Below are 21,738 nucleotides of genomic sequence, written 5' to 3' on the forward strand. Positions count from 1 at the left end.
ATGCTACGAGTCTTACTGTTATTCCTCATTCTGACCGCCGGGATCGTACTTGGCCCAATGCTGGCTGGGCATCAGGGTTATGTGCTTATCCAGACTGACAACTATAACGTCGAGACCAGTGTGACCGGGCTGGTCATTATGCTGGTGCTATTTTTGGTTACATTCCTGATTATCGAATGGATACTGCGCCGTATTTTCCGCACCGGAACCCGTACTCGTGGCTGGTTTATGGGGCGTAAACGTAGCCGTGCGCGTAAACAGACCAAAGCGGCGCTTATCAAACTGGCTGAAGGTGACTTCAAGCAAGTTGAAAAGCTGCTAACCCGCAACGCGGATCATGCCGAGCAACCGATGGTTAACTACCTGCTGGCGGCAGAAGCGGCGCAGCAACGTGGTGATGAATTCCGCACTAACCAATATCTGGAGCGGGCCGCAGAAGTGGCGGATACCGACCAACTGCCCGTCGATATCACCCGTGTACGCATTCAGTTGGCACAAGGGCATATCCATGCCGCACGTCACGGAGTTGATCGCCTGTTGGACCAAGCTCCGCGCCACCCCGAAGTGCTACGGTTGGCTGAGCTTGCTTATCTGCGCTCCGGCGCTTACAGCTCGCTGCTGGAAGTATTACCCGCAATGGGCAAGGTACAGCTCCACACCGCGGAGGAACTCGCAGCACTGGAGCAACAAGCTTATATTGGCATGATGAATCAGTGCATGGCAGAAGAAGGCAGTGATGGCTTGAAGCGCTGGTGGAAAGATCAAAGCCGCAAAGTGCGTAATGAGATCCCATTGCAAGTGGCTTTAGCAGAACATCTGATTGAGTGTGACGATCATGATGTGGCCCAGCAAATCATTCTCGACAGCCTGAAACGCCAGTACGATGAGCGTCTGGTACTGCTGATCCCGCGCCTGAAATCAGGTAATCCAGAGCCGTTGGAGAAATCATTACGCCAACATATCAAACAGCACGGAGCAACCCCGCTACTCAATAGCACCTTGGGCCAACTGATGCTGAAACATGGCGAGTGGGAGAAGGCGAGCGAAGCCTTTAAAGCCGCACTGGCACAGCGTCCAGACGGTTATGATTACGCATGGCTGGCTGATGCCTGCGATAAACTGCATCGCCCTGAGGATGCGGCTCAGGCGCGCCGTGAGGGGTTATTGCTCACACTACGGCAGAATGGTGAATCACTTTGATGGTACACAAGTCAATCTATTAGCCAAGGGGCAACCGCACCTAGGGGCACTTTGGCGACTTACCTACTTGTGTTTGAAGCTAAAAGTGATCCCAACGGCACGTTTCCCCTTGGTTCAGCTTCATTAGTCATATAAAGGTGAGGACAGGCAGAGGAGTAAAGCGTCCGCGCCAGGAATGGCGGGGGTCGAGCCTACAAGGATGTATTGACGGCGTCTTTACGGTCTTGCCTGTCCTCACCACTGCTGGCACTTTGTCATTAACCTCAGGCTCCTACGGGAGCCTTTTCTTTGCCCCTGATTCGGGTAAGTGCGCGCAGCTAACAACCCTGCGGCTTCAAGGACGAAGGGTATGCAAAAAAAAACGCTTGCCGAGAAGGGCAAGCGTCTAAAATTTCAGGTCTACAGACAACAATGTCGGTGCCTCACTCAACGTTATGCCCGGTATGTGATGAAGAGACTCAACATCGTTTACATGGACAATAGGCACCCTAAAATCGGCTCTGCATCATCCCTGGGTTTATGAAGAGGCTATAAAACCAAACTGTCATAAGAAGTGGGATGAGCATCTACAGAATAGATAATGCACTTAGTATGCCAATTCGAATATCTGACCCTAATTTAATTCAGTAGGACTGCATAAATAACTTTAGTTAACTGATTCATAAAAGATTTATTTTTATCTGTTCACTCTACTCAACTTGGTTCCACCGTCATATAGATGCCAGAGCATGAGATGTGATCTGTCGCTACAAAACGACGTTAAAACACCTTATTATTTTTCCCTATATTATTCAGACTATTACCTGTCTCCATTTAACGACAATGCCTTCGCTTTTTGTCGCAAAAAACCAACACCACATTTTACGTATGTTAAATAAGGCTTTTACTGTGCAAACGGCAAGATTTGATCAAAGTGCGCCAACAATGGCTGTAGCTAAGGGAGAATCTGTAAGTTGTGTGCTTTTAAGGAGGCAGGGAAGAGATGACGTGGCGAGTTGGGTAAAAAAGAGAGAATATTGAGACGAAAAAAAACCCCGCATTGCGGGGTTTCTTCTTAAATTGGTCGGCGAGAGAGGATTCGAACCTCCGACCCACTGGTCCCAAACCAGTTGCGCTACCAAGCTGCGCTACTCGCCGATTTCTTACTGATTACTCTACATGGTCTTTCGACCTATGTCCATGTAAATATTAACAAAATCTACATGTTTGTGTGGTGCGAAGGGAGGGACTTGAACCCTCACGTCCGTAAGGACACTAACACCTGAAGCTAGCGCGTCTACCAATTCCGCCACCATCGCATGTTCCACAAAATTTGGGGTGGCTAATGGGGCTCGAACCCACGACAACTGGAATCACAATCCAGGGCTCTACCAACTGAGCTATAGCCACCATAACTTCTTACTACACAGCTTACTTCGACTTCGTCGTACGCGGCAATCTTACCACCGCAGCTCTTGCACACAAAATTAATGGTGCGCCCGACAGGATTCGAACCTGAGACCTCTGCCTCCGGAGGGCAGCGCTCTATCCAGCTGAGCTACGGGCGCTTAGCGCCGTTGCGGGTGAGGATACTACGGTTTTAATACTTGGCTGTCTAGTGCTTTTTTAGAAGAAATGGTGTGTTTGCTTACGCTTTGCACACTATGCCGCAAAATCAGCCACTGATTAGCCCCGCCGCACCCGATCCGCTGGATTTATAGCCGTTTTATCACCTTCGTACTTGAAACCACCGGGTGAGGCTCATCCTTGAAGCCCACCCTACTGGCTAGCATAAATGCTGTTTAAACCGGTTGCCGACAGATTTGTTGCTCTTTAGCAACCTATCTGTCACGCCAATTAATTTGGGGATACTTCAGCGACGGTCTGTTTATGCATTCCCAGCCCGAAATAACACAGGCTCACCAATCCTAAGAAAATGGCCCCCGCCAATAGAGATAACCTCGTCTCCGGATTAATCCCCATCCCCACCAACACACATATCAGGAAAGCGATAGTGAGGTAATTGACATACGGGAACATGATGGATTTGAACGGATGCTGCTTCAGTGCTTCTTTATGTACCTGACGAAAACGCAGTTGGCTGACGAGTACCACAAACCACGGCACCATGCCTGGCAACACGCTGGCACTGTAAACATAGACAAACACCTGCTGCGGATTCGGAATAATGTAATTGAGGCTTGAACCCAGCAACAGGCACAGGATCGTTACCGCAATACAGTAAACCGGTACACCACTGGTAGACAGTTTAGTCAGGCAGGCCGGTAACTGGCGGTTTTTTGCCAGCGCATACAGCATACGCCCGCCGCTATACATACCGCTGTTACAGCCAGATAGCGCGGCGGTCAGTACCACGAAGTTAATAATACCGGCGGCTGAAACTATTCCTATCTTGGCAAAGGTCAGTACAAACGGGCTGCCTTCAGTACCGATACCGTTCCACGGGAAGATGGTGACGATGACAAATATCGCACCGACATAGAAAATCAGAATACGCCATAAGATGTTATTAATGGCTCGCTTTAGTGTGACCTGTGGATTTCGGGCCTCACCGGCGGTAATCCCCACCAGCTCAACGCCCTGATAAGACGCCACCACAATACACAGCGCAAACATGAATCCCTTCCAACCACCGGCAAAGAAGCCGCCATGAGCCGTCAGGTTGTCAAAACCAATCGCCTGGCCATGATTGCCAAAGCCGAAGAAGATCACACCCAGACCGACCAGAATCATCACAATAATAGTGGTGACTTTGATCATTGCGAACCAAAACTCCAGCTCACCATACAATCTGACCGCAGCCAGATTGGCCAGTGCCACGATAGCCACCCCAGCTATCGCTGGCAGCCACTGTGGAATTTCGGGGAACCAAAACTGAACGTACACGCCAATAGCGGTAATTTCAGATATCCCTACCGCAATCCACATAAACCAATAGCCCCAGGCGGTCAGATAGCCAAAGTAGGGGCTAAGATATTTATGCGCATATACCGCAAACGACCCCGCTACCGGCTCCAGATAGAGCATCTCGCCCATTGCCCGCATAATGAAAAAGACAAATAAACCCGCAATTATGTAAGCCAGTAAGACCGATGGCCCCGCCCATTTCAATGTGCTGGCAGACCCCATAAATAGCCCGACGCCAATCGTCCCGCCTAACGCTATCAGTTCGATATGCCGGGCTTCCAGCCCACGGTGTAGTCCTTTTTTCTGTTCGATGTCTGCCATATATCCTCTGTACCTGATGGTGTGTATCCGCTCCGGATTCCCGGTTGTTTTTATTAAGTAATCCGTTTTTTAATCGGCCAGTATCCTTCCGCATCTGGCGCAGATTAGCAAACAAGAAAGTAAAACTTTATGGAATAAAAATTAATACATCGATTCCATAATGGAATTAATGAGTTTTAATATTGAATGGAGGAATAGATGGGGTTTTACAATCACAGGGCCAGATCTGGCCCTGCTTAGCGAGATGATTACAAGCGACCGCTGTAATAATAACCAACAAACTTAAGCAGTTTGAATTGGCGGCGAATGCGGCTAGGCTGCGCCAGCAGGCGGTATAGCCACTCCAGCCCCATGTTCTGCCAAATCTTCGGCGCACGCTTCACATGGCCGGTAAAGACGTCATAAGTCCCACCTACGCCCATATACAGTGCATCAGGATAGAACTTACGACAATCACGCATAAATAACTCCTGCTTTGGCGACCCCATCGCAACAGTTACGATAGCCGCACCACTGGCTGCAATCCTGGCAAACAAAGCTTCACGCTGTTCTGGTGTGAAATAACCATCCTGACTGCCCACCAGATTCACATTCCATTGCGCGCGCAGCTTCGCTTCAGTTTCTGCCAGTACATCCGGCTTGCCACCCACCAAAAATACCGGTGTCCCTTGCTGCCCGGCGCGTTGCATCAGTGCTTCCCATAAGTCTGCTCCCGCCACGCGTGACAACAACGCCTGCGGATATTTACGGCGAATGGCACGCACCATACTGATACCATCAGCGTATAAGTATTCCGCCTCGTTAATCAGTTCACGCAGCGCAGCATCCTCTTCGGCCTTCAGTAGCTTCTCTGCGTTCATCGCCACCAGCGTGCCAGTCTTGACCGGGCCGCTGCTCAGCAGATGATCCAACGTCTGACTCATGTCACGAAAGCCCCAGATGTCAAAGCCACGGACACTGTATTTTGGAATATCAATAGATTTAGGAATAGCCGTATTCGGTTCCATCACGATCCTTACAGTTGACTGTTCGTTTGAGGCGTTGATAGCCGCGTTGATTTACCCACACGACGCTGTACACGTTGTGTTATCAAACCTGCCGTATCGAACAGCCAGTACAACAATTTCGCCAGTATCAAACAGGCACCAAAAATCACGCAGAAAAATACCACCCGCGAGACAAAGGAATCTAACCCTTCCCGTGCTAACACGATGATGTTAAATATCGCACCAAAACAGAAACTTTGCATAATCGCCGCTTTATAACGATTCGTCTCTGCTTTGCCTTGTTCATACAGCCAGTCGAACCATTTAATGATTAGCCCCACCACGATGGCACCCAGAGGGATAAACACCACCCCACCCATCACCACCAAAGAGCCTATCAAAGTTGGCGAAATAGCCAGCCCAGAGTGGTTATCCAACACATCCCAGGTAAAGTAATTAGCAGTATTAAGTACCAGATCAGGGCGGTCTGGCCACAAGGAGCTGGGGATAAATACGTAAAAATCACGAATAATCGGTGCCAACCCTTGGAAGTCTATTTTATCGTAATTTTGTAGTAATAATCCGAGATTTTCCCACGGCGAGAAGGTATCGCGAGTGAGGTAAAGGAACGTATAAAACGCTTCAGCGCCGTTCACATCCAAACCATAGCGCTTCAGCGCCAGCCAGAACATCCCGACAATCCCGAACACACCTGCGGCAGCCAGCATCCACAAGGTTATCCAACCGCGCACGATGCCGATAAACAGGAATAATGAAAACGCGATAATGATATTAGCGCGCGTTCCGCCGACGATAACATAGGTCAATATGCCAAACGCTACTGTGCTGGCGAGGAAAAAAAACCAAGCCCGCATATCCTGTTTAAGGAAATAGACCACCAACATCGCCGGGATAAAGAAGTAGAAAAAGCGCTTCAGGGCGACACCCGAAACATCGCTGGAGAAGATTTTGCTATAAGAGTCCAACTTAAACAGTAGGAAACCATTTTGCATAAAGAAGATACCGACAGTACCCATCGCCACCAGCGCCAAGAGTATCCAGGTGAGATTAGTCTCTACCCGATTCATCGTGAATATTGGTGCCCGTGGCTGACTGCGCGGCTTGGTCAGGCGAGTTTTGTAACTGATATAGTAAATGCCATAAAATGCCGTGGCAGAAAGCATGGCATACAGTAAGTACTCAACCGGCACCACCGCGACGTCAAACTGGAATACCAACATGCAGGTCAGCGGGAAACCAAAATAGAACGTCAGCAGATACAGCATTGAAAACAGCACGTTAAAGTTAAAGCGCACGCGCCTAAACTCCTGATATGTCAATATCAGGATAAAAATAACGGCGAGCAGGTAAACGCCGAAAAGACCGCCAAATTGCCCCAACGTCATGGGTGTTCTCCTGCCGCCAGCGCCAGTGCTTGTTGCCAACCCTCAATGTAATTAGGGTTAAAGAACGCAATACCATGCTTATCCAGCCCCAGTAATTGCCGCTGCGCCTCACGAATCAACGGTTCATCCAATGAGTCGCCATAGAAAAGTACCGGAATATGCTGCTCGGCTAAATCTTGCCAGAATGGGTTTTTACGGCTTAAAACGAAGGGCACGCCAAATTGGATTAATAAACACAATGTGCCAATACCTTGCTGACGATTAAAAATAAAATAGCCCAAATCGCATTCGCGTAGGATATTCAGATAATCGTCGAACGGGATCTGTTCTGTCAGAATGCGCAGGTTATCTGGCGAGAACAACGCCAGCCCCGCCTGCCTAACCCGCTCAATATACAGCGCATTATTGGCCGGATACCCCATCGGCAGAATCACTCTGGCATCTGGGCCAAATTGCTGATGAATCGATTTTAGCGCCTCAATATGGCGATTGGTGGTGTCACCGGAGTTACCCACCAAAATCGTCATCGGCCCGGCCAACGGCTTATCAATGTTGAGGCCGGTTAACGCCGGATCCATTCGCGTTGGGAAATAGAGCAGTGACGCTGGCACCCGAGAGTGGCGCTGCTGAAAATGCATTAAGTCACCACGGGTCGCAAAAACGTGCCCGACCCGCCCTTGCGCTAAACGGCGCAGCAAATAGAACAGGCGGAATTTCAAGCTCTTGGCATCTTCATATAAATCAGCGCCCCAAACATGCCAATAGACCTGCTGTGGCTTGATTTTCCCACTTAACAACGCCAGCCATAACGTGGCATTAAACTGCCCATGCCAGAAAAAGCGCGTATTTCTGTCTGCTTGTGCACGGGCGATCACCGCGTCAGCCAAGGTTTTTTTATTGCCGTGGATTTCGATATCCAACAGCGGGAAAGACGAAAATGGTGCAGTTTCTTTTGCTGCTACCATGAAGTGCTGCACCTGTTCAGCGGGCACTTGCGTGCTTAGCACGTCATTAAAGAAGCGCAATACAGTCAGATTATGGTGCGGGATATCAGATCCCAATACATGAATCAGGGTTGTCATTTTTTTCTACTGTAAAGAGTGTCTACGGTGATGAATGTCTACGATACATAATGAATACGCAGCTACAGAGCGCAAAATAGACGATATAAGTGGCCATATAAGCCTGTGCCGCGCCCAGTGAGCCATTTAAAGGGATCAGCCAATGTGCAAATCCGGTCAACAGTAAGAACTGACTCACTTCCGTCAAAATGTAAAAACGTAAAGAGGCTTTGGCAATCACCAGATAACCAAAGACATACGACCCAACTTTCAGTACGTCACCGACCAGTTGCCAGGCGAAAAGATCACGCATCGCGATAAATTGGTGCGAGAATAGCAGCCAGATGGCGAAATCACGTAATAACCACACGACCAAGCTTGCGGTGGCAACCGCTGGCAACACAAATTTCAGTGAGCGCAGAATTTCACGGGAAATGTCTGCTTTGGCTTTGAGCCTTGAAAGTGTCGGCAGTAGATAAACCGTAAATGACGCTGTAATAAATTGTAGATAAGCATCTGAAATGCTGCTTACCCCTTGCCAAATCCCGACAGCATCCCAACCATAACGATCAGCCAGCAGGTTACGCATCATCACATAAGCCACTGGTAAGGTCACCGAAGTAATCAGCGCCATGATGGTAAACTTGCCTAAATGACTGGCCAGCGCTTTATCCCAGCTAAGTTTAAGATAGCTTAACGGAATGGTTTTGCGCCAAATTAGCATCACTGCCGCAGGAATAACCACCAGCGCAGGAACTAATGCCAGGCCCACCAGCGCGCCGGGATAACCGCCGAAGCGGAAACAAATATAGTACGCCACCACACCAATCAGGCTGCCGCCAATCACCGCCAGCGCATTCCCCATCGCATCGCGATAACCTTTGAGAATAGCCAGGAATAGATTGGCGTAGGCAATTCCCATCTGGATAAGCGCCACTGCCCGCACCACATTCTGGTAATCAGCATGGCCAAATAATGCGATGCTGACCGGCCTGGCCGCCAGCAGGAAGATCAGTGCCAACAGGGTTGAGAAACCCAGCACAATCGCCGATGAAGTTCCCAGCACGGCTCGCAAACGTTCAGGTTGCTGATGGTATTCAGCAACATATTTAGTAATGCCGTTAAAGATACCCGCGCCAGAGAGCACGCCTAATACCGTAATTAGCTGGCGGAAATTACCCGCCTGCCCAACACCGCTAGGGCCAAAGGTCACCGCCAGCAGTTTAACCACTAACAGCCCTACGCCGATCTTAATCAGCGTAGAGCCAGCAGTCCAAATCGATGCTTTTGCCAGAGACATATCAGGCGAAGAAACTCAGAACAGTGTTAATCACCGTTCTCTGATTCACATCAGTCAGGTTATAGAAGATAGGCAAACGCACCAGACGCTCACTTTCCTTGGTGGTAAAGCGGTCTTCACCCGCCATACGGCCAAATGCCTCACCTGCCGGGCAACCATGCAACGGAATATAATGGAATACCGCCATAATCTCAGCTTCTTTTAAGTAGCTGATAAAATTAGAACGATCGTCAATATCGCGCAGTTTGATATAAAACATATGCGCATTTTGCACCACATCACCGGGGATCACTGGCAAATCGATGCGCCCGGCATCTGCCAGTGGCTTGAACGCATTGTAGTAGGTGTGCCACAGCGCCAAACGACGTTCATTAATTTGTTGTGCTGCTTCCAACTGCCCCCATAGATATGCGGCTTGTAAATCGGACATCAAATAACTGGAGCCAATATCACGCCAGGTATATTTATCAACCTGACCACGGAAGAACTGGCTGCGGTTAGTGCCTTTCTCGCGAATAATTTCTGCCCGATCAATCAGTGACGGGTCATTGATAAGTGTCGCCCCGCCTTCACCGCCCGCGGTGTAGTTTTTGGTTTCGTGGAAGCTAAAGCAGCCAATATGACCAATCGTGCCCAGCGCTTTACCTTTGTAAGTCGACATCACGCCCTGCGCGGCATCTTCCACCACAAATAAATCATGCTTTTTCGCCAGCGCCATGATGGTGTCCATCTCACAAGCTACGCCTGCATAATGAACCGGTACAATAACCTTGGTTTTATCGGTGATGGCGGCTTCAATCTTGGTTTCATCAATATTCATGGTGTCCGGGTGAATATCAACGAACACCATCTTGGCACCACGTAGCACAAAGGCATTGGCGGTCGACACAAAAGTGAAACTTGGCATGATAACTTCATCGCCAGGCTGGATATCCAGCAGCAACGCGGCCATTTCCAGTGAGGCAGTGCAAGATGGCGTCAATAATGCTTTTGGACAGTTGAAGCGCTGCTCCATCCACTGCTGGCAGCGATGGGTAAAGCCACCATCGCCACATAATTTACCGCTGGTCATAGCCGCCTGCATATAACCCAGTTCTGTGCCTACTACCGGTGGAGCGTTAAATGGAATCATCTCATCCCCTGCATAACCAATACGCGGTGCTCTCAATCGAAGCACCACTGCGAATATAGAGGCGCAAAGCAGCAATATTGCTCATCTGTGTGGCTACCCGTAACCGCTGTAACCCATGATGCTGGCACCACTGCTTTGCCGCCGACATTAATAATGAACCTATGCCTTTACCCTGTGCGTCAGGAAATACCGCTAATAGGCCAATACGCGCGCTGCCATCTTGCAAGTCGCGTAATGTCACAAACCCCGCAGGCTGACCACATACATCCATCACCAACAAGCATTGATGGTCAAAAGTACCCAGCACAGCCTTTTCAGCCCATAAGGCATAAAATCGTCCGCTGTCCTGTGGGTCATACCACGGCGCACGAAAACGGCTTAATGCAAAGGTGCGAGCAGCCACGCTGCGCAGAAGCGGGATATCGGCGGTTGTTGCCAGCCGCTGTTGATAGGTTCCACTATCTGTCTCAGATGTAGCATTTTTCGTGCCAACTACAGTCTTGCCCTCAACTGGTAGCGCCAGATCAACCTCACCTTCAACTAACTTGAAACCAAGCTGGCCGAGGGAGTCAATGAGGTCAAGGCGATGGGTCGGGACTTTGGCTTGGGTAAGGGTAAAAGTATCCAACTCAGCCGGGTTAAGTTGCGGGGCTGAGTCGGAGAAATGAAGTTTTGCACTGTGGCGCTGGAAAAATTCACTTTCCCAGGCCAGCGGCTCAATACTGGCGTGGACGGGCATGGAGCAAGTCCAACAGATATTTGCCGTAACCGGTTTTCGCTAACGCCGTGGCAGCACGTCTTACACCGTCGTCGTCTAACCAGCCATTGCGCCAGGAGATCTCTTCCAGACAGGCTATCTTGAAACCTTGACGTTTTTCAACGGTTTGCACAAAGGTACTGGCTTCAATCAAGCTGTCATGAGTGCCGGTATCCAGCCAGGCAAAGCCACGGCCTAATAATTCCACCGTCAGTTCACCACGCTCTAAATACATCTGATTGATGCTGGTTATTTCCAACTCACCACGGGAAGATGGTTTAACTTGTTTTGCAAAGTCAACCACTTGGTTATCGTAAAAATAAAGCCCGGTAACTGCCCAATTAGATTTTGGCTGACTCGGTTTTTCTTCGATAGATAGCGCGCGGAAGTTGTCATCAAACTCCACTACGCCAAAACGCTCTGGATCCATAACCTGATAGCCGAAAACAGTCGCACCTTGCTTACGTTCCACAACAGTTTTCAGTTTCGGGCTAAAGCCCTGACCGAAGTAGATATTATCACCAAGCACCAAGCAGCAAGGTTCATTACCGATAAACTCTTCACCGATGATAAAAGCCTGCGCTAGCCCATCTGGACTCGGTTGCGCGGCATAACTCAGATTGATACCAAACTCATCACCATTACCCAGCAAGCGCTGGAAGGACGGCAAATCCTCAGGAGTAGAGATAATCAGGATGTCACGAATTCCGGCCAGCATCAAAACTGACAGCGGATAGTAAATCATCGGTTTATCATACACCGGAAGCAGTTGCTTAGAGACGCCACGGGTGATGGGGTGCAGCCTCGTACCGGAGCCACCTGCCAGAATTATGCCTTTCATTCGATCTCCTGAGACATACAATGTCTTGAAAACATCATGCAAAATATTGAATGATGCCATCCCAATGATTAATAAACTTCGAACCTATCGTCAATCACCCAACGAAATACGCTATAGATTTCAAGGTGCAGGAAAGCGGCAAGCAAGGAAATCCCGATGAGCTGACATAAGTCAGTGATTCGAGTGACCGAGCGCAGCCAACACATCTGCAACTTGAAAGATGAAGAGTATCAGTCACTCAAGCCCAGACGCTCACCGGCGTAAGAACCATCCTGAACACGCTGCCACCAAGATTTATTATTCAAATACCATAATACGGTCTTGCGGATGCCACTTTCGAAGGTTTCCTGTGGCCGCCAGCCCAGCTCCCGCTCAATTTTGCTGGCATCGATGGCATAACGCATATCGTGGCCTGGGCGGTCTTTGACAAAGGTAATCAAGTTGCGATAGTGAGCAATGCCTGCCGGTTTTTCCGCAACCAATTCATCCAATAACGCGCAGATGGTTTCCACCACTTCAATATTCTTGCGCTCGTTATGGCCGCCAATATTGTAGGTTTCCCCCACCACACCTTCGGTCACCACTTGGTACAAGGCGCGGGCGTGATCTTCAACAAACAGCCAATCACGAACCTGCGCGCCATTGCCATAGACTGGCAGCGGTTTGCCCGCCAGCGCATTCAAAATCACCAGTGGGATCAATTTCTCAGGGAAATGATATGGGCCGTAGTTATTGGAACAATTGGTCACCAAAGTCGGTAAACCGTAAGTTCGCTGCCAGGCGCGCACCAGATGGTCACTGGATGCCTTAGAGGCTGAATAGGGGCTACTTGGTGCATAAGGGGTTGTTTCAGTAAACAGGTCATCCGTACCATGCAGATCGCCATACACTTCATCCGTTGAGATATGATGGAAGCGAAACGCCAATTTTTTCTCAGCATCCAGCGGTTGCCAATAATGGCGCGCGGCCTCCAACATCTGGTAAGTACCGACCACGTTGGTTTCGATAAAAGCAGCCGGGCCATCTATAGAGCGGTCAACATGACTTTCTGCGGCCAGATGCATTACCACATCTGGCTGATATTGCGCAAAAACACGATCCAGTTCAGCACGATCGCAAATATCAACCTGTTCAAAAGCGTAGCGCTCACTGTGAGCGACAACCGCCAGTGACTCCAGATTGCCAGCGTAGGTGAGCTTATCCACCACCAACACGCTATCTGAGGTGCCATCAATAATATGTCTTACCACGGCGGAGCCGATAAAACCGGCTCCGCCGGTGACCAGAATACGTCTCAACGCCATACTCCTTTGGTGTCAACAATCCAGGATTGCTTCACATCTTCAGGTTTGATTGCTTTAAATTGGCTATGATCCACCAGCATCACCAGCACATCCGCTTGCTGCAAGGCAGTGGCGGTATCTTTTAGGGTGACATGGCCTGCCAGCGACTTCGGCAGTTGTTCCACATTAGGCTCAACCACCAATGTTTCACCGGTGTGCCATTCTGCAATCAGATGGGCGATTTCAACCGCTGGGCTTTCACGCAAATCATCAATATTAGGTTTGAATGCCAGGCCGAAACAGGCAATTTTTACTTCAGACGCACGTTTATCAGTGGCTGCCAAACAATCAGCAACGGCCGCTTTAACACGATCTACTACCCACAGCGGTTTGCCATCATTCACCAAACGAGCGGTGTGAATCAGGCGAGCCAGTTGTGGGTTTTGCGAAACGATAAACCACGGATCAACCGCGATACAGTGGCCGCCAACACCCGGGCCTGGCTGCAAGATATTGACGCGTGGATGACGATTCGCCAGGCGAATCAGCTCCCATACATTGATTCCTTGCTCATCACAAATCAGCGACAGTTCGTTGGCAAAAGCAATGTTAACGTCGCGGAAGCTATTTTCAGTCAGCTTGCACATCTCAGCGGTGCGGGAGTTAGTCACCACACATTCGCCTTCGAGGAAGATTTTGTACAACTCACTGGCGCGGGCAGAGCACTTCGGCGTCATCCCACCGATAACACGGTCGTTTTGAATCAGTTCAACCATCACCTGGCCTGGCAATACGCGCTCAGGGCAATAGGCGATGTTGATATCGGCCTCTTCACCGGCGTTCTGCGGGAAACTCAAATCAGGGCGAGCTTCAGCCAGCCATTGCGCCATTTGTTCAGTGGCACCCACAGGAGAGGTGGATTCCAGAATGACCAGGTCACCTTTTTTCAACACCGGAGCGATAGATTTAGCGGCTGATTCGACATAAACCATATCCGGTTCGTGATCGCCTTTAAACGGTGTCGGTACGGCAATAAGAAACGCATCTGCTGCCAGTGGTTTGGTTACGGCTTGTAGGTAGCCGCCTTCGACAGCAAGCTTCACCACTTTATCTAAATCCGGTTCCACAATATGGATGGCACCGCGATTAATGGTTTCAACTGCATGGGCGTTGACGTCCACACCAACGACTTTCTTCTTACGCGAGGCGAAAGCAGCAGCCGTTGGCAGGCCAATATACCCAAGACCGATAACAGAAATAGTTTCAAAACTCATAGCGTCACCTGATGATTCTTTAAAGCTTCAAGGATGCGTTGACAGGCCTGGCCGTCACCGTAAGGATTATGTGCCCGTGTCATCTGATGATAGGCAGTTTCATCAGTCAGCAAACGGGTCACTGCATCGACAATTTTATTAATATTAGTGCCAACCAACAAAACCGTACCGGAATCGACTGCTTCCGGGCGTTCAGTGGTATCACGCATCACCAGTACCGGCTTACCTAACGAAGGGGCCTCTTCCTGAATACCACCGGAATCCGTCAGGATCAGGTAAGCGTGGTTCATCAGATAAACAAACGGCAGGTAATCTTGCGGGTCGATCAGAATAATATTATCGATACCCTTCAGAATACGATTGACCGGCTCACTGACATTCGGATTGAGATGCACCGGATAAACCACCTGCACATCAGGGTGTTTAAGGGCAATTTCAGCTAACGCACTGCAAATTCGCTCAAAACCACCGCCAAAGCTCTCACGACGGTGGCCGGTAACCAGAATCATTTTCTTATTGGTGTCGAGGAACGGATAATTCTGTGCCAGGCTCGCTTTTAGATCTGGGTTATTCATCACCCGATCACGTACCCAGAACAGCGCATCAATCACCGTATTGCCGGTAACGAAGATGTGGTTATCCGGCACCATCTCACGCAATAGATTTTGGCGCGAATTCTCGGTCGGAGCAAAGTGGTACGTTGCCAGGTGACCGGTCAACTGGCGGTTGGCTTCTTCTGGCCACGGAGAATAGAGGTTCCCGGTACGTAAACCCGCTTCAACATGACCAACAGGAATGCGGTGATAGAATGCGGCCAGACTGGTCGACAACGTGGTCGTGGTATCGCCATGTACCAAGATGACATCCGGCTTAAACTCCGCCAAAACAGGCTTTAACCCTTCCAGAATACGGCAGGTTATTTCCGTCAAATCTTGTCCCGGCCTCATGATATTCAGGTCATAGTCCGGTTGAATCTCAAATAAACGTAATACCTGATCCAACATCTCACGATGTTGAGCGGTTACGCAAACTCTTGATTCAATGGCTTCATCCTGAGCCAAAGCATGCACCAGAGGAGCCATTTTAATGGCTTCAGGCCGGGTGCCAAAAACAGTCAACACTTTCACAGTGAATCTCTTTAGGTCAGTTAGCCGCAGACAACGCCTGCAAGTGGGTACACGATGTACCCATACTGTAATTTATAGAATGCGCCCGATTACGATTGTATCGCAGTGCGACGTGCCAACACTACACCAGCACCGACCAAGGCTCCAATCGCGCCCCACATAATCAGCAGGAAAACACGACGTGGGCTATCACGCGTTACCGGGTCTTCCGGGGTACGTAAATAGCGATAAGCCTGGAATGTTTTATCCAGTGTCGGGCCGACGTTCAAAGTTGCCAGCATGGCGCGATTCTGATCGTAATCAATATCAAAACTCGGGCCAGTCGCCTGTAATGTTTCCAGGCGGGCTTCAAGCATCGGTTTACCCAACATAAACATTTTAGAATCAGGCAACTGCTCCGCAGGGGTATCCGTTTGATTGCGGTTAATCCCTTGCTGCCCTGCCACTTTCAATGCCTGCGTCACCGCAGCGACTTCACGGTTGAATACCGCTTGGGCCACCGCTTCCTGCCGCTTGACTTGGGCTTTCATTGACTGAGTACGAGCAGCCCATGCGCCTTGAATTTCATCATTCAAATGGCTGGCCGCACGTTGACTGGCAAAATCGATGTAACTACGCAGTAGTTTATTTGAATCAGAGGCGGTTTCCGCCGTCAACTTAATGCTGTCGTTCAAAACTTTTTTATCATCGCGCGGCGTGAAAACAATATTGTTCACCAACTCATCCAGTAATGCCGCATCGGCTTTAGCATCACCTTCCAGACGTTGCTTGTAGTAATCAGTTTGTAGCCAAAAATCACGACGGGTATCGTAAGCCGCAAGTTGGATAATAAACTCACCATAGGCTTCATCAGCAATACCTGGCTGCTCGCTGGCAACGCCGCTATTAATGCGGGTGTCCAAGTTACGCAAGAATTGCTGCTGGGAATAATAGCCGCCCAAATTATTGACGGTTGGCCTGTCAGTAATAGCCGCCGCGCTCCACTGCTGTTTCACCAGGTAGGAAACACCCAGCGCTATTGCAGCAAAAAGAATTGCCATCCCGATAATCCACACCTTGCCACGCCAGAGGGTGCGAAACAGGCTACGGATATCTAACTCGTTATCCACAGCAGGCTCATTATGGGTAGATCCTGTTTTATCAGTCGACATAGATTCTGGTTTCATCACTGCCTAAAAGCCTCAGGTTAAGATTCATGCTTATTTTGCGATGCCCGGCGCATCCGACGTTTGATACGCTTGATAAAACGTGCGACTCGCCATGCCCGTTTTATGCAGTAGCCATACAACAGAAATGCAAGCAAGAATAATGCCAACATGACCCATTCAGGGATAAATGTTAGTCGTTCACCGATAACACCAACAGCGGCCAATAGGGCGGCGGCCAGCGTAATCAAGACAAAAGCCTGCCGTGAGGTAAAACCGGCACGCATGATAAGGTGATGAATGTGCTGGCGGTCAGGAGAGAAAGGGCTCATCCCTTTGCGCAGACGCCGATACATGATGGCAATCATATCCATCAAAGGAATGGCAATAATCCATAAAGCGGTAACCGGATTAATAGGGCGTGAATTCCCCTGCGTCGTTTGCAACAGCATCCAGATTGCCGTAAAACCAATCAAAGTACTGCCGGCATCACCCATAAAGACTTTATATCTGCGCCCTAACAACCCGAGATTCAACAAGATATAAGGCAGGATGGCGGCAATCATGGCAAAACACCATAACGCCAGAGCCATCTGCCCGCCCTGATACAGTAAAATCCCCATTGCGCCGAAAGAGACGCAAGATAAACCGCCCAGTAAGCCATCAATACCATCAACCATGTTGAAAGCATTTATCGCCGCCCAGACTGCAAACAGTGTGACAACATAGCCAAATGGCCCCAACACCATCTCCCACGGACCGAAGGCGTGCCCCAAACTGTGTAGGTAAAGCCCTCCGATTACCATCATGGCAATACCAACTAGCGCCTGAACAAAAGCACGAATTTTTACGCTGATATCGAAGCGGTCATCTAACGCACCCACAAACACTAATAGACCCGCGCAACCGAGATAGAGGCGGAAATGAGGAATTTGTTGATTAGTAATCAGAAAAGTAAAACAGATACCTGCAAACACAGATATTCCACCCACTAATGGGATCAAACCTTGGTGACGTTTGCGATAATTAGGTTTATCAACTAATCCAATTTTCTTGGCAACCTTGCGAGCAATAAATAAAAATGCCAGAGAAAACAGGAAAATAATAAATATTTCAGTACTCATAGTGAGTAAGTTCACGTTTAACCGCTCTCTGCAAAAAGATATGACAGCTTAACATGTGGTTTGGCACTTACCATGCCCGCCACACGCTTTCAGTTATTTCTGAATATGATGACAGCCTTATTTGTTATTCCCAACTCTATTTTGATATTTTCTCTCCGGTGTTGAGAATGGATACCAAAATAAGCATCGGTTGGTGCTGTTGCCCACTTAATGGATAACAAACTCCGCTATCGTATAGCCCAAAAACAAAAAACGCCACGGCTAAGCGTGGCGTTTTTTTCTGATTTTCTAAACTTACGAACGTCTCATGTTATCAAAGAACTGATCGTTAGTTTTTGCTGTCGCCAGCTTGCTGATAAGGAACTCCATCGCATCAATTTCACCCATTGGGTGAAGAATTCGACGCAGAATCCACATTTTTTGCAATTCTTCAGTGGTGGTCAACAGCTCTTCTTTACGCGTACCAGAGCGGTTGAAATCGATGGCTGGGAACACACGTTTTTCGGCAATTTTGCGCGATAAATGCAGTTCCATGTTACCGGTACCTTTAAATTCTTCATAGATAACTTCATCCATTTTAGAACCGGTATCAACCAACGCGGTGGCAATGATGGTCAGACTGCCGCCCTCTTCAACATTACGTGCAGCACCAAAGAAGCGTTTTGGACGATGTAAGGCGTTAGCATCAACACCACCGGTCAATACCTTGCCTGAAGCCGGTACCACGGTGTTGTACGCACGCGCTAAACGGGTAATAGAGTCCAGCAAAATAATAACGTCTTTTTTATGCTCAACCAGACGTTTTGCTTTCTCAATAACCATTTCAGCGACCTGAACGTGACGCGATGCCGGCTCATCAAAGGTAGAAGCGATAACTTCGCCTTTAACCAGACGCTGCATCTCAGTCACTTCTTCCGGACGCTCGTCAATCAGCAATACCATTAATACGCAATCAGGGTGGTTATATGCGATGCTGGTTGCAATGTTCTGCAACAGCATGGTTTTACCCGCTTTTGGCGGTGCCACAATCAAACCGCGCTGGCCACGACCGATTGGCGAGGCCAAATCCAGCACACGGGCCGTTAAGTCTTCTGTCGAACCATTACCTCGTTCCATGCGCAGACGAGAGTTGGCATGTAATGGGGTTAAGTTTTCGAACAGGATTTTGTTACGGGCGTTTTCCGGCTTGTCGTAGTTAACTTCGTTAACTTTCAACAGTGCAAAATAACGCTCACCCTCTTTAGGCGGACGAATCTTACCGGCAACGGTATCACCAGTACGGAGGTTGAAACGGCGAATTTGGCTTGGGGATACATAGATGTCGTCGGGACCGGCGAGGTAGGAGCTGTCTGCTGAACGGAGGAAACCAAATCCGTCCTGCAATATCTCCAATACACCGTCACCGAAGATATCTTCTCCACTTTTGGCATGTTGCTTCAAAATAGAGAAAATAATGTCTTGTTTACGCATCCGGGCCAGGTTTTCCAGCCCCATATTTTCGCCAAGTGTTATCAGATCAGAAACCGGCGTGTTCTTTAATTCGGTAAGATTCATAATGGTGGGTTCTTAAACTCGGGGTATGTCTCGAACTATGGTCGTGAATGGTATGGCAGCGTCATACGTGCCTGTTTAATGGGACATTCAATCACCGGCCTTAGACAAGCTACGTAAGTAATGACTTACGCCAGATTGCGCGACACAACGGTAAAAAGATTGAAGGTGCCTTAGACTGATTTTGTAAAGCCGTCAGACTGTCAAAAAACCGATTGAGTTCATAATCATTCTCAACACACATTATTTCGACATAGAGTAAAACGTTAGATTCAAACTATTAAGATGCTACAGACTATTTCTTAGGTACTAAAGAATAAGCTAGATGCTACAAACCCGGACTCAATACACAGGAATGTTCTATACGCAGTGAAGTAAACTTAACACGCTTCTTTGCAGGCGTCTAGCGGTCAGTGTGAGAAATCACAACTGCCGCTAAACATACCCTACGGCCTTGAAGCCACAGCTGTGTTAGCGACTCTTACTCACCCGAATCACTGACCTGAGTCAGCTCATCGGGATTCGCTCGTTTGCTGCCTTGCTGCAGCTTCAATGACTTTGGGTATTGTGACGGCTAACGCCGCTTACAGATTTGCATCCAAGAATGCTTTGAGCTGACCTTTAGATAAGGCACCTACCTTGGTGGCGACAACTTCACCGTCACGGAATAACAACAGTGTAGGGATACCACGGATACCGTATTTTGGTGCCGTGCCCTGATTGTCATCGATATTCAGTTTAGTGATAGTCAGTCTGCCTTCATACTCGTCAGCAATTTCATCCAAAATCGGAGCAATCATCTTGCACGGACCACACCATTCAGCCCAGAAATCGACCAGAACCAGGCCGCTGGCTTTTAGCACGTCAGTGTCGAAGCTGTCGTCACTCAGGTGAATAATTTTATCGCTCATGTTCTACTCCAAAGGATTGTGTCTACCTCGTTGGTGTAGCATTAACCAACAATAGGATGACTTTATTTCACCGGATACGCTTTCGTAAAGCAATAGTTAGCTGATATTCTACCACACTATGAGCAAAACACACTTGACCGAACAGAAGTTTTCCGACTTCGCCCTGCACCCGCAAGTTATTGAAGCCCTTGAAAACAAAGGATTTCAGTATTGTACGCCGATTCAGGCGTTAGCATTGCCACTCACCCTCTCGGGGCGTGATGTAGCGGGTCAGGCGCAAACAGGAACCGGCAAGACGCTGGCATTCTTAGCGTCTACATTCCATTATTTGCTTTCTCACCCGGCTGAAGAGGGTCGTCAGACCAATCAACCGCGCGCGTTGATTATGGCACCGACACGTGAATTAGCAGTGCAAATTCACTCCGATGCTGAATCACTTTCTCAGATGACTGGCCTGAAATTAGGCTTGGCTTATGGCGGCGACGGCTACGACAAACAGCTTAAAGTGCTGGAAAGTGGCGTCGACATTCTGATCGGCACAACAGGCCGTTTAATCGACTACGCAAAACAAAATTACATCAACCTTGGTGCGATTCAGGTCGTGGTATTGGATGAAGCGGATCGGATGTACGATTTAGGCTTTATCAAAGATATCCGCTGGCTGTTCCGCCGGATGCCTTCCGTTGATAAACGTTTGAATATGCTGTTCTCTGCCACTCTCTCGTATCGGGTACGTGAATTAGCATTCGAACAAATGAACAACGCCGAATATGTTGAAGTGGAACCGTTACAAAAAACTGGCCACCGCATTCAGGAAGAGCTGTTCTATCCTTCAAATGAAGAAAAAATGCGTCTGCTGCAGACGTTGATTGAAGAAGAGTGGCCAGACCGCTGCATTATTTTTGCTAATACCAAGCATCGTTGTGAAGAAATCTGGGGCCATCTGGCTGCCGATGGTCATCGTGTTGGCCTGCTTACCGGCGACGTTGCACAGAAAAAACGTCTGCGCATTCTGGAAGATTTCACCAAAGGCGATTTGGATATTCTGGTTGCCACCGATGTGGCTGCACGCGGCCTGCATATTCCGCTGGTCACCCATGTCTTCAACTATGACCTGCCAGATGACTGCGAAGATTATGTTCACCGCATTGGCCGTACTGGTCGTGCTGGCGAAAGTGGTCACTCCATCAGCCTGGCTTGTGAAGAATATGCGTTAAACTTACCGGCGATTGAAACCTATACTGGTCATAGCATTCCAGTAAGCAAATATAATAGCGATGCGCTATTAACAGACTTGCCGGCACCAAAACGTTTGGCCCGCACCCGCACCGGGAATGGTCCACGACGTAACTCTGCCCCACGTCGTAGTGGCGCACCACGGAATAACCGTAAGCGACCGAGCTGATAAAACA

Annotated in this window: 17 protein-coding genes and 4 tRNA genes; 2 read left to right on the top strand and 19 right to left on the bottom strand. The window is 48.9% G+C overall.

The features are described 5' to 3' along the window. Complete coding sequence (gene hemY / locus AT01_RS11255) at positions 1-1,200, top strand: protoheme IX biogenesis protein HemY (RefSeq protein WP_042547217.1); 1,200 nt, start codon at positions 1-3, stop codon at positions 1,198-1,200. A gap of 1,060 nt (positions 1,201-2,260) precedes the next feature. Here hemY and AT01_RS11260 read toward each other — a convergent pair. From AT01_RS11260 to trxA, 19 genes are all read right to left on the bottom strand, one after another. After that, positions 2,261-2,337 (bottom strand) — tRNA-Pro (locus tag AT01_RS11260). 74 nt (positions 2,338-2,411) lie between these two features. Then, positions 2,412-2,498 (bottom strand) — tRNA-Leu (locus AT01_RS11265). A 15-nt stretch (positions 2,499-2,513) separates the two neighbouring features. Continuing rightward, a tRNA-His gene (locus tag AT01_RS11270) sits at positions 2,514-2,589 on the bottom strand. A gap of 81 nt (positions 2,590-2,670) precedes the next feature. Then, positions 2,671-2,747: transfer RNA gene (locus AT01_RS11275), tRNA-Arg, on the bottom strand. Between the two features lie 289 nt (positions 2,748-3,036). Beyond that, entirely contained in the window at positions 3,037-4,428 is a 1,392-nt protein-coding gene (gene thrP, locus AT01_RS11280) for a bifunctional threonine/serine APC transporter ThrP (RefSeq protein WP_004704144.1), read from the bottom strand. A 248-nt stretch (positions 4,429-4,676) separates the two neighbouring features. Next, positions 4,677-5,435 (bottom strand): lipopolysaccharide N-acetylmannosaminouronosyltransferase, encoded by a 759-nt coding sequence (gene wecG / locus AT01_RS11285; protein ID WP_004704145.1) that lies wholly within the window; start codon positions 5,433-5,435, stop codon positions 4,677-4,679. Between the two features lie 8 nt (positions 5,436-5,443). Continuing rightward, the gene (gene wzyE, locus AT01_RS11290; RefSeq protein WP_042547218.1) at positions 5,444-6,820 is read right to left on the bottom strand and encodes an ECA oligosaccharide polymerase; all 1,377 of its coding nucleotides are present in this window, start codon (positions 6,818-6,820) and stop codon (positions 5,444-5,446) included. Next, a complete protein-coding gene (locus tag AT01_RS11295) occupies positions 6,817-7,902 on the bottom strand; it encodes a TDP-N-acetylfucosamine:lipid II N-acetylfucosaminyltransferase (RefSeq protein ID WP_042547219.1) in 1,086 nt (361 codons plus the stop codon). Before AT01_RS11295 ends, wzyE begins: the two co-directional genes overlap by 4 nt. Before the next feature lie 22 nt (positions 7,903-7,924). Then, positions 7,925-9,181: a lipid III flippase WzxE gene (wzxE, locus tag AT01_RS11300; protein ID WP_042547220.1), complete on the bottom strand. Its 1,257-nt coding sequence runs from the start codon at positions 9,179-9,181 to the stop codon at positions 7,925-7,927. Between the two features lies 1 nt (position 9,182). Next, entirely contained in the window at positions 9,183-10,313 is a 1,131-nt protein-coding gene (gene rffA / locus AT01_RS11305; protein WP_042547221.1) for a dTDP-4-amino-4,6-dideoxygalactose transaminase, read from the bottom strand. Between the two features lies 1 nt (position 10,314). Next, on the bottom strand, positions 10,315-11,052 hold the full coding sequence (rffC, locus tag AT01_RS11310) for a dTDP-4-amino-4,6-dideoxy-D-galactose acyltransferase (protein WP_042547222.1): 738 nt from the start codon (positions 11,050-11,052) through the stop codon (positions 10,315-10,317). After that, a complete protein-coding gene (gene rfbA / locus AT01_RS11315) occupies positions 11,030-11,911 on the bottom strand; it encodes a glucose-1-phosphate thymidylyltransferase RfbA (RefSeq protein ID WP_042547223.1) in 882 nt (293 codons plus the stop codon). The genes rffC and rfbA overlap by 23 nt, the downstream gene beginning before the upstream one ends. Positions 11,912-12,141: 230 nt before the next feature. Then, on the bottom strand, positions 12,142-13,215 hold the full coding sequence (gene rffG / locus AT01_RS11320; protein WP_200889090.1) for a dTDP-glucose 4,6-dehydratase: 1,074 nt from the start codon (positions 13,213-13,215) through the stop codon (positions 12,142-12,144). After that, positions 13,206-14,468, bottom strand: coding sequence for a UDP-N-acetyl-D-mannosamine dehydrogenase (gene wecC, locus AT01_RS11325; RefSeq protein ID WP_042547224.1), 1,263 nt, complete (start codon positions 14,466-14,468; stop codon positions 13,206-13,208). The genes rffG and wecC overlap by 10 nt, the downstream gene beginning before the upstream one ends. Then, the gene (wecB, locus tag AT01_RS11330; RefSeq protein WP_042547225.1) at positions 14,465-15,595 is read right to left on the bottom strand and encodes a non-hydrolyzing UDP-N-acetylglucosamine 2-epimerase; all 1,131 of its coding nucleotides are present in this window, start codon (positions 15,593-15,595) and stop codon (positions 14,465-14,467) included. The genes wecC and wecB overlap by 4 nt, the downstream gene beginning before the upstream one ends. Positions 15,596-15,684: 89 nt before the next feature. Continuing rightward, on the bottom strand, positions 15,685-16,761 hold the full coding sequence (gene wzzE, locus AT01_RS11335) for an ECA polysaccharide chain length modulation protein (protein ID WP_042547226.1): 1,077 nt from the start codon (positions 16,759-16,761) through the stop codon (positions 15,685-15,687). A 20-nt stretch (positions 16,762-16,781) separates the two neighbouring features. Further along, positions 16,782-17,879 (bottom strand): UDP-N-acetylglucosamine--undecaprenyl-phosphate N-acetylglucosaminephosphotransferase, encoded by a 1,098-nt coding sequence (wecA, locus tag AT01_RS11340; protein WP_082039593.1) that lies wholly within the window; start codon positions 17,877-17,879, stop codon positions 16,782-16,784. 279 nt (positions 17,880-18,158) lie between these two features. Then, positions 18,159-19,418: a transcription termination factor Rho gene (rho, locus tag AT01_RS11345; RefSeq protein WP_004704159.1), complete on the bottom strand. Its 1,260-nt coding sequence runs from the start codon at positions 19,416-19,418 to the stop codon at positions 18,159-18,161. Between the two features lie 581 nt (positions 19,419-19,999). Then, positions 20,000-20,326: a thioredoxin TrxA gene (gene trxA, locus AT01_RS11350; RefSeq protein WP_004704160.1), complete on the bottom strand. Its 327-nt coding sequence runs from the start codon at positions 20,324-20,326 to the stop codon at positions 20,000-20,002. 118 nt (positions 20,327-20,444) lie between these two features. Here trxA and rhlB point away from each other — a divergent pair, with 118 nt between their 5' ends. Beyond that, positions 20,445-21,731, top strand: coding sequence for an ATP-dependent RNA helicase RhlB (gene rhlB / locus AT01_RS11355; RefSeq protein ID WP_004704161.1), 1,287 nt, complete (start codon positions 20,445-20,447; stop codon positions 21,729-21,731). Positions 21,732-21,738 lie beyond the last annotated feature (7 nt).

This window comes from Yersinia aldovae 670-83 (genome assembly GCF_000834395.1).
In the GTDB taxonomy this organism is placed as follows: domain Bacteria; phylum Pseudomonadota; class Gammaproteobacteria; order Enterobacterales; family Enterobacteriaceae; genus Yersinia; species Yersinia aldovae.

Bases quoted from the DNA above. Each gene is read 5' to 3' on its own strand.
- rffC (WP_042547222.1), bottom strand. From the start codon at position 11,052: ATGCCCGTCCACGCCAGTATTGAGCCGCTGGCCTGGGAAAGTGAATTT.
- rfbA (WP_042547223.1), bottom strand. From the start codon at position 11,911: ATGAAAGGCATAATTCTGGCAGGTGGCTCCGGTACGAGGCTGCACCCC.
- wzyE (WP_042547218.1), bottom strand. From the start codon at position 6,820: ATGACGTTGGGGCAATTTGGCGGTCTTTTCGGCGTTTACCTGCTCGCC.
- trxA (WP_004704160.1), bottom strand. From the start codon at position 20,326: ATGAGCGATAAAATTATTCACCTGAGTGACGACAGCTTCGACACTGAC.
- rffG (WP_200889090.1), bottom strand. From the start codon at position 13,215: ATGGCGTTGAGACGTATTCTGGTCACCGGCGGAGCCGGTTTTATCGGC.
- wecG (WP_004704145.1), bottom strand. From the start codon at position 5,435: ATGGAACCGAATACGGCTATTCCTAAATCTATTGATATTCCAAAATAC.
- wecC (WP_042547224.1), bottom strand. From the start codon at position 14,468: ATGAGTTTTGAAACTATTTCTGTTATCGGTCTTGGGTATATTGGCCTG.
- rho (WP_004704159.1), bottom strand. From the start codon at position 19,418: ATGAATCTTACCGAATTAAAGAACACGCCGGTTTCTGATCTGATAACA.
- AT01_RS11295 (WP_042547219.1), bottom strand. From the start codon at position 7,902: ATGACAACCCTGATTCATGTATTGGGATCTGATATCCCGCACCATAAT.
- rhlB (WP_004704161.1), top strand. From the start codon at position 20,445: ATGAGCAAAACACACTTGACCGAACAGAAGTTTTCCGACTTCGCCCTG.
- wzxE (WP_042547220.1), bottom strand. From the start codon at position 9,181: ATGTCTCTGGCAAAAGCATCGATTTGGACTGCTGGCTCTACGCTGATT.
- wzzE (WP_042547226.1), bottom strand. From the start codon at position 16,761: ATGAAACCAGAATCTATGTCGACTGATAAAACAGGATCTACCCATAAT.
- hemY (WP_042547217.1), top strand. From the start codon at position 1: ATGCTACGAGTCTTACTGTTATTCCTCATTCTGACCGCCGGGATCGTA.
- thrP (WP_004704144.1), bottom strand. From the start codon at position 4,428: ATGGCAGACATCGAACAGAAAAAAGGACTACACCGTGGGCTGGAAGCC.
- rffA (WP_042547221.1), bottom strand. From the start codon at position 10,313: ATGATTCCATTTAACGCTCCACCGGTAGTAGGCACAGAACTGGGTTAT.